This is a genomic window from Pseudomonas sp. Larv2_ips, from assembly GCF_963879675.1.
Lineage (GTDB): Bacteria > Pseudomonadota > Gammaproteobacteria > Pseudomonadales > Pseudomonadaceae > Aquipseudomonas.
Map to the genome: position 1 here is coordinate 118,849 of NZ_CAWOAW010000023.1, position 15,376 is coordinate 134,224.

The 15,376-nt window shown below is 63.0% G+C and carries 14 protein-coding genes; 7 read left to right on the forward strand and 7 right to left on the reverse strand.

The features are described from left to right. Window positions 1-703 precede the first annotated feature (703 nt). Window positions 704-1,612, reverse strand: coding sequence for a LysR family transcriptional regulator (locus AACV02_RS16570; protein ID WP_106580719.1), 909 nt, complete (start codon window positions 1,610-1,612; stop codon window positions 704-706). Between the two features lie 204 nt (window positions 1,613-1,816). Between AACV02_RS16570 and AACV02_RS16575 the strand changes: the two genes are divergently transcribed. Together AACV02_RS16575 and AACV02_RS16580 are read left to right on the forward strand one after the other, a co-directional pair. After that, window positions 1,817-2,215 carry a helix-turn-helix domain-containing protein gene (locus tag AACV02_RS16575; protein WP_106580720.1) on the forward strand — a complete coding sequence of 133 codons (399 nt, stop codon included), beginning with the start codon at window positions 1,817-1,819 and terminating at the stop codon, window positions 2,213-2,215. 58 nt (window positions 2,216-2,273) lie between these two features. Further along, window positions 2,274-5,036 (forward strand): ATP-binding protein, encoded by a 2,763-nt coding sequence (locus tag AACV02_RS16580; protein ID WP_119735773.1) that lies wholly within the window; start codon window positions 2,274-2,276, stop codon window positions 5,034-5,036. On the opposite strand, the gene AACV02_RS16585 is transcribed toward AACV02_RS16580, so the two are convergent. Continuing rightward, on the reverse strand, window positions 4,983-6,482 hold the full coding sequence (locus AACV02_RS16585) for an ATP-binding protein (protein WP_119735775.1): 1,500 nt from the start codon (window positions 6,480-6,482) through the stop codon (window positions 4,983-4,985). The two genes, AACV02_RS16580 and AACV02_RS16585, sit on opposite strands and share 54 nt — an antisense overlap. 95 nt (window positions 6,483-6,577) lie before the next feature. Beyond that, window positions 6,578-7,528, reverse strand: coding sequence for a GlxA family transcriptional regulator (locus tag AACV02_RS16590; RefSeq protein ID WP_106580723.1), 951 nt, complete (start codon window positions 7,526-7,528; stop codon window positions 6,578-6,580). A 180-nt stretch (window positions 7,529-7,708) separates the two neighbouring features. On the opposite strand from AACV02_RS16590, the gene AACV02_RS16595 reads away from it, so the two are divergent. Then, on the forward strand, window positions 7,709-8,431 hold the full coding sequence (locus tag AACV02_RS16595) for a pirin family protein (RefSeq protein WP_119735778.1): 723 nt from the start codon (window positions 7,709-7,711) through the stop codon (window positions 8,429-8,431). Between the two features lie 147 nt (window positions 8,432-8,578). Beyond that, window positions 8,579-9,043, forward strand: coding sequence for a hypothetical protein (locus tag AACV02_RS16600; RefSeq protein WP_119735780.1), 465 nt, complete (start codon window positions 8,579-8,581; stop codon window positions 9,041-9,043). Between the two features lie 62 nt (window positions 9,044-9,105). Here the strand turns inward: AACV02_RS16600 and AACV02_RS16605 are convergent, their stop codons facing one another. Beyond that, window positions 9,106-10,104, reverse strand: a complete 999-nt coding sequence (locus tag AACV02_RS16605) for a quinone oxidoreductase family protein (protein WP_119735782.1) — start codon at window positions 10,102-10,104, stop codon at window positions 9,106-9,108. Between the two features lie 102 nt (window positions 10,105-10,206). Between AACV02_RS16605 and AACV02_RS16610 the strand changes: the two genes are divergently transcribed. Beyond that, window positions 10,207-11,070 carry a LysR family transcriptional regulator gene (locus tag AACV02_RS16610; protein ID WP_119735784.1) on the forward strand — a complete coding sequence of 288 codons (864 nt, stop codon included), beginning with the start codon at window positions 10,207-10,209 and terminating at the stop codon, window positions 11,068-11,070. Between the two features lies 1 nt (window position 11,071). Here the strand turns inward: AACV02_RS16610 and AACV02_RS16615 are convergent, their stop codons facing one another. Continuing rightward, complete coding sequence (locus AACV02_RS16615) at window positions 11,072-12,031, reverse strand: GlxA family transcriptional regulator (protein ID WP_119735868.1); 960 nt, start codon at window positions 12,029-12,031, stop codon at window positions 11,072-11,074. A gap of 107 nt (window positions 12,032-12,138) precedes the next feature. Here AACV02_RS16615 and AACV02_RS16620 point away from each other — a divergent pair, with 107 nt between their 5' ends. Continuing rightward, window positions 12,139-12,681: an acyl-CoA thioesterase gene (locus AACV02_RS16620; RefSeq protein ID WP_119735786.1), complete on the forward strand. Its 543-nt coding sequence runs from the start codon at window positions 12,139-12,141 to the stop codon at window positions 12,679-12,681. A 2-nt stretch (window positions 12,682-12,683) separates the two neighbouring features. On the opposite strand, the gene AACV02_RS16625 is transcribed toward AACV02_RS16620, so the two are convergent. Together AACV02_RS16625 and AACV02_RS16630 are read right to left on the reverse strand one after the other, a co-directional pair. Next, window positions 12,684-13,160: a (R)-mandelonitrile lyase gene (locus AACV02_RS16625; RefSeq protein ID WP_119735788.1), complete on the reverse strand. Its 477-nt coding sequence runs from the start codon at window positions 13,158-13,160 to the stop codon at window positions 12,684-12,686. Continuing rightward, a complete protein-coding gene (locus tag AACV02_RS16630; protein WP_119735790.1) occupies window positions 13,157-14,152 on the reverse strand; it encodes an aldo/keto reductase in 996 nt (331 codons plus the stop codon). The genes AACV02_RS16625 and AACV02_RS16630 overlap by 4 nt, the downstream gene beginning before the upstream one ends. A 110-nt stretch (window positions 14,153-14,262) precedes the next feature. On the opposite strand from AACV02_RS16630, the gene AACV02_RS16635 reads away from it, so the two are divergent. Further along, entirely contained in the window at window positions 14,263-15,156 is an 894-nt protein-coding gene (locus tag AACV02_RS16635) for a LysR family transcriptional regulator (RefSeq protein WP_106580731.1), read from the forward strand. Window positions 15,157-15,376: the final 220 nt, after the last annotated feature.

Consider the following 15,376-nt stretch of genomic DNA (forward strand, 5'->3'; position numbering starts at 1 on the left):
GAGCCGACCTGATCTTGAAGGCTGAACTCAATCAAAGGTGGGAGCTGGCTTGCCTGCGATGGCATCTACTGGTTGTGCCTGATACACCGAGGTGTCTGCATCGCAGGCAAGCCAGCTCCCACAGAAAAGCAAAAGCAATGCACTGCGGTGCTGGCGGCTGAACTCGGTCAACTTGTGGGAGCGGGCTTGCTCGCGAAAGCGTTGGGTCAGTGACACATGAGCTAACTGACCCACCGCCTTCGCGAGCAAGCCCGCTCCCACATTTTGGATCTCTGTGTATCAGGTTGATGTGGTGTTGATCTGTTTCTGCTGTGCTTTTGCTTCTACCACTCAGGTCGGCTACCAGGCCGCCGTGCTTTTGCTTTTGATCTTGCTTTTGATCTGACAGGCCCCGTCAACCACGCTGGCCGAACGCAGGCTTGAATCCGTGGGTAACCCGGCAGGACGCCGGGTTAGCCGCGTTGGGCCATGGATGGCCCGTCGCGGCGGCCCACGGATTCAAGCCGGAGTGAGGGCATGCCGAGCCTAGGCGAGGCACCGAGTGGTGGGGCAAAGACCTTTTGGTTACTTTTGGGGCGTTTGCCAAAAGTGACCCGCTGTAAGAGCGGAACCCTAAGTGGCCGTGACCGCAGCAACGGATATGCACCCAACCCAACCCAACCCACCAACCCACCCAACCTGGTCGGCCCAGAGGCCGCCACGCCTAAACCGCCCGCGACATATGCTCACTGATACGCGACCGCAGCCACCGCTCCGCCGGGTCATTATCATGCACCCCACTCCAAACCATCGACAACTCCGCCGCCTCAATCTCAAACGGCGGATCCTGCGCCCGTAACACCGTCCCCTCAGTCAACGCACAAGCCGCATAATCCGGCACCGTCGCAATAATCCGCGTGCCCGCCAACAACGCCCGCAACCCACTGAATTGCGGCACCGCCAACACCACCCGGCGCGCCCGGCCGATCCGCGCCAGGTCCAGGTCGATATTGCCGCTCAAATCCCCCGAAAACGACACCATCGCATGCGGCCGCTCGCAATAATCATCCAGGGTCAGCGGCGCTTCCCCGTCATCCCCACGCAGCACCTTGCATGGAATATCCCGTAGCTTCTTGCGCTTGGCATTCGCCGGCAATTCCGTGGTGTAACTCACCCCCACCGAAATCTCCCCGCTGGCCAACAACGCCGACATCAGCAGGTAGTTGGCCCGACGCACCACCACGATAATCCCCGGCGCCTCCTCACGCAGTTGACTGAGCAGCGGCGGAAACAACCCGAACTCCGCATCATCCGACAAACCAATACGAAACACCGCGCAGCTGGTGGAAGGGTCAAAATCCTTGGCACGGCTGACCGCGCCGGAAATGGTGTCCATGGCCGGTTGCAACTCCTTGAGTATCGCCAGCGCCCGTGGCGTGGGCTCCATGCCCCGCCCATTGCGCAGCAGCAACGGGTCGTCGAACAAATCCCGCAAGCGCCCAAGCGCCGCACTCACCGCCGGCTGGCCCATAAAGAGCTTCTCGGCAACCCGGGTCAGGTTCTTCTCGAACATCAATGCTTCGAAAATCACCAGCAGGTTCATGTCGACGCGGCGCAAGTCATTGCGGTTCATGGCGGCTTCCAAACGGTTTCCAGGCCGCCAGATAAGCAGATACCGCCATGCGGCGATTGCACGCCTGTGCTGTCTTTTCCGCGCCCTGACCTGGCGAAATTAACAACGATTAACTCGTCAGCCAGACGGTCCGGCGCCAAAAATGAAGCGGTCTACACTGGATCCATTCACCGGGAACGCTCCCATCGACTACGGATATTTGTCATGGCCCGACTTGAGTACTGTGCTCCGCGCTTCTCCGCGACCGGCGGCCTATGCCCCCGACGCGAGCGCATTGCCAAACAACTGATCCTTGCCAACCTCGGCGAAAGCCTGGCAATTGCCGACCTGGCGCAGGCTTGCGCGCTGTCGCGCAGCCACTTCTCCCGCGCCTTCAAGTGCACCACCGGGCTGTCGCCGCAGGAGTGGATTCGCCAACAGCGTATCCAGCGAGCCAAGGAACTGATCACCGGCTCTTCCTTGAGCCTCACGCAAATCAGCCTGGAATGCGGGTTTTGCGACCAGGCGCACTTCTGCCACATGTTCACGCGCAGCGAAGGCGTCAACCCGATGACCTGGCGAAACCACCATTTACGTCACAAGCCGCAAGTGATTGCGGCCTAGTGGTCTGTACGCACCTGGAATATGCTGGCCGAACCCTTTTTCCCGAGCATGGGCCACCATGAGTGACCTCAGCGACCAGGCCGTGCATTTCGGCCCCTACTGCATCCACCCGCGCCAACGCCTGGTGCTGGAGGCCGGTCGCCCGTTGCGCCTGGGACGGCGTGCGGTGGAGATTTTGCTGATCCTGCTGGAGCAGGCCGGCAATGTGGTGAGCAAGCAGGAATTGATCGCGCGGGTCTGGCCGAAAACGGTGGTGGAAGACGGCAACCTGCGGGTGCACATGGCGGCGTTGCGCAAGGCACTCGGCGATGGCCAGGCCGGGCAGCGCTACATCGTCACCGTGGCCCAGCGCGGCTACAGTTTTGTTGCGCCACTGAGCATCGAACCGATGACGATTCCTGCCGACGGCCTGCCCCACAGCCAGGGCCATAACCTGCCACTGCGGCGCACGCGCATGATCGGTCGCCAGGCGCTGATTGATGCATTGGTGCAGCAACTGCCGCAGCAACGCTTTATCACCCTGACCGGCGCAGGCGGCATCGGCAAGACCACCGTGGCGCTGCGCGTGGCCGAATTGCTGATCGGGCATTACCGCGACGGCATTCGCCTGCTGGACCTGGCACCGCTGAGCGCGCCGTCGATGATCCTGCCCAACCTCGCCGCGCTGCTCGACCTCACGCCCCAAGCGCATGCACCGCTGCTGACCTTCGCCCGCAGCCTGCACGCGCGTCAGCTGTTGCTGGTGATCGACAATTGCGAACACCTGCTCGACGACATCGCCCTGATCAGCGAAACCCTGCTGCGCCACGCGCCCCACATGCACATCCTGGCCACCAGCCGCGAAGCGCTGCGGGCCGAGGGCGAATACGTGCAGCGCCTCGAGCCGCTGGCCTGCCCGCCTGCCACCGGCAACCGTGCCCAGGCCCTCGGCTACCCGGCGTTGCAGTTGCTGATCGAACGCGCCATGTCCCATCAAGACCGTTTTGAACTCAGCGAAGCGCAATTGCCGCTGGCCATTGATATCTGCCAGCGCCTGGACGGCATTCCCCTGGCGATCGAGTTGGTGGCGGCGCAGATCCAGCGCTTCGGCCTGCCGGGGCTGCTGGTGCAGATGGAAGACAACTTTCGCCTGCTGGTGCGTGGCCGGCGCAGCGCCCTGCCCCGTCAGCAAACTCTGCGCGCCACGCTGGACTGGAGTTTCGAGCTGCTGACGGCCTGCGAGCAGATTTGCCTGCGGCGCCTGGCCGTGTTTCGTGGCGGGTTCAGCCTGGCCAGCGCAGCGGCGGTGATCGCCGGGGAGCGGATCGCGCCAAACGAGGTGCTGGGCTCGATCACCCAATTGGTGGCCAAGTCGCTGCTCAACGTCGAGGCTGGCGATGACGATGTGGTCTATCGCTTGCTCGACATCACCCGCACCTACGCGCTGGAAAAACTCAGCGTGGCCGCGGAGCTTGAGGCCACCCGCGAGCGCCACGCGGCACGCTGCCTGGCGCTGATGGAACAGGCCCGGGAGGACTGGGAACTGATCGCGACCCAGGCGTGGATCAGCCGCTATGCCCCGCTACGCGAAGACATCCGCGCCGCCCTCGATTGGTGCCTGGGCGAGATGGGTGCGCACCTGCTGGGTATTCGCCTCACGGTGAGTGCGATGCCGTTGTGGCAGGAACTGTCGCTGCTGCACGAGCATGGGCTGTACGTGGGCAAGGCCCTGACGCGGCTGGCGCAGTCAACCGCGCCGAGCCAACGCCTGCAGATGGAATTGCAGCTGGCGCTGGGCAGTTTCTCCTACCACGCCCAGGGCAGCACGCCACAGACCATTCAAGCCTTTGCCGGCGCGCTGCGCCTGGCACAAGCGAGCAACGACCTCACCGGCCAGCTACGGGCGGTGTCGGGCCATATGGCGGTCAATTTGTGCAGCGGCAATTACCGTGAGGCGTTGGCACAGAGCCTGCACTTCGATCAGCTCGGCCCACAATCCGAGCCATTGCTGGACCTCAGCGCCCAGCGCCTGCGGGTGTTGGCGCAGCACTTTGCCGGCAACCAGGCACTGGCGCTGCACAACGCCGAACAAGTGATCCAGCGCATGGCCCACAGCGGCCATCTCAATCGGTTCACCCATGGCTTTGGCGTGCAATACGACCAGAGTGTGGCGTCGTTGACAATGCTTGCGCGCACCCTGTGGCTACGGGGTTTTGCGGAGCGTGCCTGGCGCACCGCCAACCAGGCGCTGGAGCTGGCGCTGCAGATCAACCACGGCACCTCGATCTGCTACACGCTGGCCCTGGCCGGCGTGGTGATCGCCCGCTACAACGGCGATACCGCCGCGGCGCGCTCGTTGCTCGACCTGTTGCTGCAACAGGCACAAAAACACTCGGTGCAGCTGTTTCATACCTGGGCGCAGCACTACGCGGGCACGGCGCCGCAGGCGGGTTTGCAAGGGCTGGGCCTGGTCCGGGACACGCTGGTGACGTTCAACGCCATCGACGTAGATGATGAAGTGTTTGAACGCGCCAGAAGTGGCGCGGCCGGTTGGTGCAGCGCCGAGATTCTGCGCGTGCGAGCCGAGTCGTTACCCGACCTTCACGCGCGCGAAACGCTGCTGCTGGAGGCGCTGGCCCTGGCGCATCAGCAAGGTGCGCTGGCCTGGGAGTTACGCAGCGCAACGTCGCTGGCAAGCCTATGGCAGAGCCAAGGACGGCGGCAGGCGGCGCGCGACCTGTTGAACGCCCTCTACACGCAATTCAACGAAGGCTTTGCCACCCACGACCTAGTCTGTGTACGCCGCCTGCTCGACGAGTTGCAGGACAAACGGCCGGCCTGAACTGCAGCCCAGGTAATGCCCATACCCCTTTTGCAACTGCGCGACTTGCACCGGGTCGCGCAGTAGCGCCAGGGCGTAGCTGCGCACGCTGTTGAGCAGCCGGTAACGCGCAGGGCCGGGGCCCGGTTCCACCGCCAGCATCGAGGTGGCCGCCAGACGCGACAGCAGGTAGGACAAGTCGGCGTGTTCCAGCTCGGTGCCTGCCACCAGCTCGCTCAAGCGCGGCAAGGTCACGGCCATTTTGAACAGCGCCAACTGCAGGAACAGCCAACGCTGCGGCAGGCTCAGGCGCTGATACGACCAGTCCAGAGCCGCGATCAGGGATTGATGCCGTTCCACCGCCGTGCGCCTGCCGCGCGTCAACACCTGCAAGCCTTGTTGCAACTGCTCGTGCACACCCCGTATGCCCAGGGCATCGACCTGGGCCGCCGCCAGTTCCAGGGCCAGGGGAATACCGTCGAGGCGCCGGCAAATATCGCGCAGTGGCGCCAAATCCTGGGCACGCAGCACAAAGCCCTGCTGACCGGCACGCACCCGTGCGACAAATAACTGAACCGCCGCAGCGGCCATCGCCTGTTCGACACCGCGCCAGGCCGAGGGCATCGGCAGCGCCAGCCTGGGCACGTGTTGCACCCATTCGCCGGGCACCTGCAAGGCTTCACGACTGGTCAACACCACCGTCACCTGCGGCGCGTGTGCCTGCAACGTGCGCACCAGGTGGCGGCAGGCGCCGAGCAGCAGATCGGCGCCGTCAAGTACCAGTAACAGCTGGCGCGGCGCCAACTGCTCGGCCAGTGCGTTGGCGCTGCCACAGGGTTGCAGGTTCAGCGTTGCGGCCAGATGAGACAGCATGTGGGTCGGCCCCTGCACCGCTGCCAGATCCACCCAGCACACGCCGTCGCGATGACGCGGCAACACGCGTTCAGCCAGGGCCAGGGCCACGGTGCTCTTGCCCACGCCGGCGCAGCCGGTGAGCATGATCAGGCGTTGGCTGTACAAGCGCCGCACCAATGTGCCCAACAGCTGATCACGGCCCAACACCGGGCTGAGTCGCACGGCCAGATTGTGCCAGGGCAGCGCCGATGCGGCGCTGGACGGCGCAACAAAGCAGTAGCCACGCAAGGGTTCATTGAGGATATAGCGCTGCCCGTCCAGCGCACGGCGCAGGGCCGCGATGTGCACGCGCAGGTTGTTCTCTTCCACCACGCTTCGCGGCCAGACCCGCGCAATCAGCGTGTCTTTGCGCACAAATTGCCCAGGCGTCTCCAGCAGTACCGCGAGGATATCCAGCGCACGCCCACCCAGCGGCACCGGCAGGCCTGCCTTGCTGACCAGGCGCTGTTGGCGGTGAAAGGTGTAGGGGCCAAAGCTGACTGCGTGTGGGTTGTGCATGCGGGTCAAAGCGCTGGAACACCCGGCCTTGGGCGTTTGCGCATCCTTTTCCATGGGCCTGTGGCTATCTTGCCAGCTCGCCATGACAGGACAATGCTGGCACGGGGAGCGCCACGGCCAATCAGGTGCGCGAAACAGACATCCTGTCGTTAACTGAACTGTTGTCGGTATTGCGTAGGGTTCAGGCCGAGCTTTTCACTGAATAGAAAACGCATATGCCGCACGCTGCCAAACCCTGCGCGAAACGCCACGGTCTTGAGTGGCAGGTCGGTGGTTTCCAGCAACTGCCGGGCGCGGTCGATGCGCGCGCCTTGCAGGAAAGCCATGGGCGTCATCTGCACCTCCTTGGCAAACAGCCGCGTGAAGTGCCGCGCGCTCATGCCCGCCAACGCGGCCATTGAGTCGATGGTAAAGGGCTGGTCCAACTGCGCCAGCACCTGGTTCTGCACACGGGTAATCGCCGTTTCCAACGGCGCCACAGCCGCCGTCATCGGGCTGAACTGGGCCTGGCCGCCCTGGCGTTTCATCACCACCAGCAACACCTTGGCCACGTCCACCGCCACCTGTTTGCCATGGTCCTGGGCGACGACCGACAGCGCCAGGTCGATACCGGCGGTCACCCCGCCGGAGGTGATCAAGCGGCCATCCTGCAAATAGATACGATCGGTCTCGACGATAGCCTTGGGGAAGCCCTTGATCAGGCGTTCGGTGTAATGCCAGTGGGTGGTCACGCGGTGGCCGTCGAGCAGTCCGGCATGCCCCAGCACAAAGGCACCGGTGCAGATCGAGCCAAAGCGTCGCGCCCTGGGTGCGGCGGCCTTGAGCCAGGGCAACAGCGCAGGATGGCACTCGTTATAGGCACCGGGGCCGCCCGGCACCAGCAACAGGTCATAGGCGTCGTGAGCCTGCGCCAATAACAGGTCGGGTTGCACCTGCACACCATTGGAGGCGCGCAGCAGCCCAGGTTCGGTGCCAATGGTCAGTATCTGATAGTGAGCGTTCGCCGGCAGGTAGCGATTGGCGATGGAAAACACTTCGAGTGGACCGGCCATATCGAGCAGCAAAAAGTCCGGAAACAGCGCCATGGCCACGGTTTTCATGCAGAGAAAGTCCATCGAGAAGGAAGTCGAGGCGCCATTATGGCATGCCTTTTACTGTCAACTTGATAGAGACAGTTATTCAAGTTTCAGCTTCTTAATGAATTCCACGCTAACCATTAACCTTCTTCTCAACGCAAGAGCCCTGCATGACGCAGCCCGCTCTCACTTGAGGACAAGACCATGCTGACCCTTCGCAAAGCTTCGGACCGCGGCGCCGCCAATCACGGTTGGTTGAAGTCGTTTCACACCTTCTCGTTCGCCAATTACTGGAACCCGGCCGAGCAGGGTTTTTCTGACCTGCTGGTAATCAACGATGACCGCGTTGCCGCCGGCAAAGGCTTCGGCCAGCACCCGCACCGCGACATGGAGATTTTCTCCTACGTGCTCGAAGGCGCCCTGGAACACAAGGACACCCTGGGCACCGGCTCGGTGATTCGCCCTGGCGATGTGCAGTTGATGAGCGCCGGCAGCGGCGTAGCGCACAGTGAGTTCAACCATAGCCAACGCCAGGGCGTGCACTTCCTGCAGATCTGGATCGTGCCGAATGTGGTCGGCGCCGAGCCGCGCTATCAACAGGAACACTTCAGCGAGGCGCAGAAACGTGGGCGCTTGCAATTGATCATCTCGCCGGAAGGTGCCGAGGGTTCGCTGAATGTGCGCCAGGATGCGCGGGTGTATGCCGGGCTGTTCGACGGCGACGAAGCCGCGACGCTGGACGTGCCGCCGGATCGCCATGTGTACATCCATGTGGCCCGCGGCAGCGTTGAAGTCAACGGCCAGCGCTTGCAGGAAGGCGACGGTGCCCGCGTGCGGGATGAACGGCAGATCAACCTGAGCCACGGCGAGGATGCCGAGGTGCTGGTGTTCGACCTGCGCCCTCAGGACCGGCCGCAGATGCCTTGACCGTCACCGCGATGACCCGCCCCAAAACGGGTCATCGCTGGCATCGATAGTCACCATCAGCTCAATGAAGTTCTCTTAAAAAAACCAACGCGTAACATCAAACCCATGCCAAACGGCACCCAACTAGAACACTCGGAGCACACCACCATGAAACGCCAACTCTTGCTTAGCCTCGCTTTCTCGGTACTCGCTGCAAACGCTTTTGCTCACCCGGTTGTCGCTGAAGGTGGCGCGGATCGCCTGCAAGGTAACTCCGTAGCCGAAGGCGGTTCTGACCGTCTGCTGGACCGTCGTGTTGCTGAAGGCGGTGCGGATCGCCTGCAGGAACGCGGTCTGGCTGAAGGCGGTGCGGATCGCTTGCAGCAACGTGGCCTGGCTGAAGGCGGTGCGGATCGTCTGCAGGAACGCGGTCTGGCTGAAGGCGGTGCGGATCGTCTGCAGGAAAGTGGCCTGGCTGAAGGCGGTGCGGATCGCTTGCAGGAACGTGGTCTGGCTGAAGGCGGTGCGGATCGTCTGCAGGAACGTGGCCTGGCTGAAGGCGGTGCGGATCGCCTGCAGGAACGCGGTCTGGCTGAAGGCGGTGCGGATCGTCTGCAAGGGCACAACGCGTAACCTCGCACTGTTTGCGGGGCACCCCAAACCGGCCTGATCAGCCGGTTTTTTTTCGCCTGCGGTTAATGCAGGTCGCGGTCCACCCACAATACCGCCTTGCCGATCTGCTGACGTGCCTCGATACGTGCATGGACCTGCTGCACCGTCTCCAGGCTGTAATGCCCTTCGATGTCCACTGTCAGCGTCCCTTCCAACATTGCCGCGAACACGGCGTTGGCACGCCGTTGCACAGTCGCGCCATCGGCCATGTGGTCAGCCAGCCGTGGGCGCGTCAGGAACAACGAGCCCGCCTCCCCCAATTCCATCGGGTCCAGGTCTGTCAGCGAGCCCGAGACATTGCCGTAGTTGACAATCAAACCGCGCGTGCGACAGGCGCGAAAACTCTCACGCAAGGTGTTTTTGCCGACGCAATCAAACACCACATCCACCCCTCGCCCGCCCGTGGCTTGCCGTACCTGATCGGCAAATCGGTCATAGGTCCAGGCTTGATGGGCGCCCTGCTGCAAGGCAATCGCACATTTGTCGACGGTGCTGGCGGTGGTCAATACCGTTGCCCCCAACCGACGCGCCATCTGCACCAGCAATTGGCCGATGCTGCCGGACGCGGCATGAACCAGGCAGGTACTGCCCGCCTGCAAACGGGCCACATCGTCAATCAGGTAGTGCGCGGTGCAGCCCTGAAACATCGCCGCAGCGGCCTGATCGAAGCTGATTGCGCTCGGGATCTGCGCAATTTTCTCGACAGGCACATTCGCATACTCGGCATACGCGCCCCAGGCGATGCACCAGGCCACGCGGTCGCCCACAGCCAGGTGGCTGACGCCCGGACCGACTTCAACCACCACGCCGGCGCCTTCCATGCCCAAGGTGCACGGCAGGCGCACCGGGTACGTCGAAGAGTGTGCGTATTTGCCCTGGCGGGTATGAATGTCCATGAAATTGATCCCGGCGCAGGCCACCTTGACCAGCACATGGCCCGGTGTGGCCTGGGGTTTTTCAACGTCGTGGTGCAATTGGGCGACTTCGGGACCGCCGTAGGCTTGCAGGGTGATGGCTTTCATCGGGGAACAACTCCGTGTGCACTGGGAAGCGGCCATGGTAAAAGGGCACGCTCGGTAGGAATATTCCCCAACACCTCCCAGCCTCTGTGCGGAAATAACCCGATGTTCGATTGGCAGGATCTGTATTACTTCACCGTTCTGGCCCGCACCCAGTCGCTGTCGGCGGCCGCCCGCGAGTTGCAGGTGGAACACGCCACCGTCGGGCGCCGCGTCGATGCGCTGGAAAAAGCCCTCGGCGTTAAACTGGTAGACCGCTTGCCACGCAGCCGGCCACTCACGGCTCAAGGCCTGGCGCTGGCCGAGCTGGCCGCGGGCATGGGCGAGATGGCCACCGACGTGCTGCGCCTGTCGCGGGTAGCCTCCATCGAACTGGCCGGGACGGTGCGGGTCAGCTGTCCGCCGTCCATCGCCAACCACTGCATTGCGCCTCACATAGCGCGGTTGCGGGCCCAGTACCCGCAGCTGAATCTGGTGCTGATACCGTCCACTCAACTGGCTGCGCTCGACAAGGGCGAGGCCGATATCGCGCTGCGCACGGTGCGCCCCGACGAAGAGGCGCTGGTGCGCCGCAAGGTCGGCTTGGTGCGCTTCGGTCTTTATGGCGCGCCCGGGTTCACGCAGCTGCCTGCCGCCCAATGGACCTTCATCGCCTACGACAGCAGCCGTGATCACTTGCCGCAACAGGCATGGCTGCACCAACTGCGCGGCCACCGCCCGATCGTGTTTGCGGCCAGCGAGCTGATCACTCAACAGATGGCCGCACGCGCGCACGTCGGCGCAGTGGTGTTGCCAACATTGGTGGGCGACCACGATCCGCTGCTGGCCAGGTTGCCGACGCCCGGCGACGGGCCGGTCCGTGATATCTGGCTGACGGTGTACCCGGATATGCGTCGCTCGCCGTCGGTAAAGGTGGTGATGGAGTTTCTGGTGGCATGCATCGAAGGTGAAGCGCAGCTGCGGCGCTGAATCAGCCGGCGGTGGCGAGGAATTTCTTGCGATACGCCGCCGGGAGCATCCCCACGCGCTGCTGGAACAGGCGGCGAAACGAATTGCTGTCTTCATACCCTACCGCGTAGGTGATGCTTTCGAGGGTCATGCGCGTTGACTCCAGCATCTGCTTGGCGCGCTCCAGGCGCAGGGTTTGCACATAGGCGATAGGCGTATACCCCGTCGCTTCCTTGAACCGCCGCTTGAAATTACGCACGCCAAAACCGAAGCGCCGGGCCACGTCATCGATGACCAACGGCTGGGCAAACTGTTGCTCCAGCCAATGTTGCACCCGCAGGACCTCGCCGTCGCCGTGGCTCTTGGGCAACGACCACATGGCGTACACCGACTGTTCGGTGCGCACGTTGTCGATCAACAAGTACTTGCCGCAGGTATGCGCCAGCTCCGGTGAACCGAAACGGCGGATCAGGTGCAACATCAGGTCCATCGCGGCACTGGCGCCACCGCAGGTGATCACGCGGTTTTCTTCGCAGAGGATCTGCGTATCATCCAGCACCACGTCTGCGTAACGGCGCCGGAAAAACTCGGCAAACGCCCAGTGGGTGGTGGCGCGCAGGCCCTGCAACATGCCGGTCTCGGCCAGCAGAAACGCCGCCGTGCACATCGACGCCAGCACTGCCCCTTGGGCGTGCTGTTGGCGCAACCAGGGCCCGTAGGCGGGAAAGCTCGGCAAGGCCTCTTTGAGGGTAAAAAGGAAGCCGGGGATCAGAATCAGGTCGGTTTGAAGAACCTGGGCAGCCGAGCACATCACCTGTAAACGCTGCCCGCCCCAGGCGTCCACGGCCTGGCCATTCAGGGACGCGACGACGATCTCGAAGGGCGCGCGCTCGGCAAACAGGTTGGCCGCGCTGAGCATCTCCAGCGCCAGGGTGGCGCTGGCGGCGGAGCATTGATCGGCCAGGAGTAAAGTGACGTGCATAAAGGAACCTGTTTGCGCTTTTCGCATGTAATAAGTCATTTACGCACCTACCTTAGCCGATTCCTCGCCCGTACAGTGCTGCCACTGATCAACTGTCTGGCGCGTTTATGAATCTCTGGTTTCGATTGCTGTACATGCTGTCCCGTCGCCCCTGGCGCAAACCGGCCCATGGTCTGGAGACCACGGTGGTGCGCATGCGCGTGTGGCCCCTGGACCTGGATTTGAACCAGCATGTCACCAATGGCCGGTATTTCTCCCTGGCCGATGTGGCGCGGATGGATTTTGTACTGCGTACCGGCGCATTTCGCGTGGCCTTGCGTAACAAGGCGCTGCCGGTCGTGGGCGATACCTGGGGCAAGTTTCGCCGCGAACTGAAGTTGTTCGAAGTCTTCGAGGTGCACACCCGAATGCTCGGCTGGGACCACAAGTGGAGCCTGATGGAGCACCGTTTCGTCAGCAAGGGTCGGGTGGTGGGCGTGGTGGTGATGCGCGGGCTGTTTCGCTCAGCCAAAGGCACCCTGCCCCCGGCAGATGTTGTGCGGGAGCTGGGCTTGGCCGAGCAATCGCCGCCGATGCCGCAGTGGCTGAGCGACTGGGCGAGCAGCTGTGATGACATGAGTGTGCAGTTGCGTGAAGCAGAGCAGGTTTAACCTCACAGCGCCGGAGCGTACTGCCCATCACTGACCTGTTCCAACCAATCCACCACCTTGCCATCCAGTACTTCGGCAATCGCGATATGGGTCATTGCCGTAGTCGGCGTGGCGCCATGCCAATGCTTGACGCCGGGGGCGATCCACACGGTGTCGCCGGGGCGGATGGCACGCACCGGCTGGCCCCATTCCTGCACCAGCCCGGCACCGGCGGTGACGATCAACGTCTGTCCCAAAGGATGGGTATGCCAGGCGGTGCGTGCGCCCGGTTCGAAGGTCACCGTGGCACCACTGACACGCGCGGCGTCGGTGCCTTTGAAGGGTGCGTCGACGCGCACGGTGCCGGTGAACCAGTCGGCCGGGCCTTGGACTGAAGGTTGCGAGCCATTCGGGGTGATGGTGAGCATTGGGGTCTCCTGTGCGCGGGTTTCTTGGGCAAGCAATGACAGCGACAGCGCTGCGGCGGCGAGGGTTTTCATAGGCCGGTCATCTTTTCCAGGGCTTCGGGATAGCGCTCGCCCTCCACCTGAATGCTGGACGCGGCCACGTCCAGGTCCTGAAGCTCTTGTGCACTCAGTTGCAGTTGCACCGCCCCCAGGTTTTCGCTCAGACGCGCGGCTTTGGTGGTGCCCGGAATCGGCACAATCCACGGCTTTTGCGCCAACAACCAGGCCAGGGCGATCTGTGATGGCGTGGCATTTTTGCGCTGCCCGACCTCACGCAACAACGCCACCAGCGCCTGGTTGGCCTTTAGGGCTTGCGGGGTAAAACGTGGCAGGCTGCTGCGAAAATCACTGCTGTCAAACGTGCTTTGGCTGTCGAATTTGCCGGTCAGAAACCCTTTGCCCAGTGGGCTGTAAGGCACCAGGCCAATCCCCAGCTCTTCGAGCAATGGCAGGATTTCGGTTTCAGGCTTGCGCCACCACAGCGAATATTCACTTTGCAGGGCCGTCACCGGCTGCACCGCGTGAGCCCGGCGAATGGTCGCGGCGCCCGCCTCCGACAGCCCGAAATGCTTGACCTTGCCTTCCTGGATCAAGTCCTTCACGGCACCGGCCACGTCTTCGATGGGCACGTTGGGGTCCACCCGATGTTGGTAGAACAGGTCGATCACATCGGTTTTAAGGCGTTTGAGCGAGGCTTCCGCTACGAGGCGAATATGCTCGGGGCGGCTGTTGAGGCCCGCCCCTTTCCCGTTGCTGGAGGGGTCGAGCGCGAAACCGAATTTAGTCGCGATCACCACCTGATCGCGCAACGGCGCGAGCGCTTCGCCCAGCAACGCCTCGTTGGTGAACGGACCGTAGACTTCGGCTGTATCGAAGAAGGTCACGCCTTGCTCCACCGCGCCGCGCAGCAGCGCGATCATCTGCGGGGCGTCGGCCGGGGCGCCGTAGCCGAAACTCATGCCCATGCAGCCCAGGCCCAGGGCCGAGACTTCAAGCGAGCTGTTGCCGAGTGTGCGTTTGAGCATGCGGGTTCACCTGTTTAACGGCTGAATTCAAGGGTTGGTTCAATCTAACAGCACGCCATTGAGATAATTAGTCGCTAGAATCTGAATATACTTATGAGAGTGACTCACTAATGCTCAGGGAAAATGCCAATGACCTGCTCGCCTTTCTGGCTGTGGCGCGTGCGCGCAGCTTTACCAAGGCGGCGGCCAAACTTGGGGTGTCACAGTCGGCGCTGAGCCATACGATCCGGGCGCTCGAAGCCCGTCTGGGGCTGCGCTTGCTCACGCGCACCACGCGCAGCGTGTCACCCACACAAGCCGGTCAGCACCTGATCGACACTGTCGGGCCGCACTTCGATGAAATCCAGATTGGTCTGGAAGGCCTGAGCCATTTGCGCGACACGCCTTCCGGCACGATTCGCATCAACGCCATGGACCATGCGCTGGAGCACATCCTCTGGCCGGTGCTCAAACCGTTTCTGGCGCAATACCCCGACATCGCCGTCGAAGTCTGCTGCGACTACGGCTTTGTCGACATCGCCGCCCAGGGTTTCGACGCCGGGGTGCGCCTGGGCGAAGATGTGGCCGACGGCATGATCGCCACCCGCATCGGGCCGGACATGCGCATGCGCGTCGTGGGTTCGCCGGCGTACTTTGCCAACCGACCACGGCCGACGACGCCGCGCGACCTCACGGGCCACGCATGCAACAACCTGCGCCTGCCTACCAATGGCGGCTTGTATGCATGGGAGTTTCGCAAAGCCTCGGAAAGCCTGAATGTGCGCGTGTCCGGCCAGGTGACTTTCAATGGTGTGTACCAGTTACTCAAGGCGGCCGTGGATGGCTTTGGGCTGAGCTACATTCCGCAAGACTTGGTGGCGCCGTACTTGGCGGACGGTCGCTTGATCGCGGTGTTGGATGACTGGTGCGCACCGTTTGCCGGCTTTCACCTGTACTACCCGAGCCGGCGCCAGGCCTCGCCGGCGTTTGCGTTGCTGGTGGAAGCGCTGCGTTATCGCGGCTGAAGCATTGCGATCAGGCGCCGGCGGATGCTTCAAACACGACTGCCATCCGGGGCACGCGTTGCGCAGTCCTGTGGATGGGGTGTTTGCTCGGGTGTTGGGGGATCGGAGGGAGGGGGAATATCCGTTATTGGGTGATGGCTGGGATGGGTTCCGCCCTTACGGCGGGTCACTTTGGAAAAGCCCCAAAGTAACCAAAGGGCTCTTGCCCCACCACTCGGCA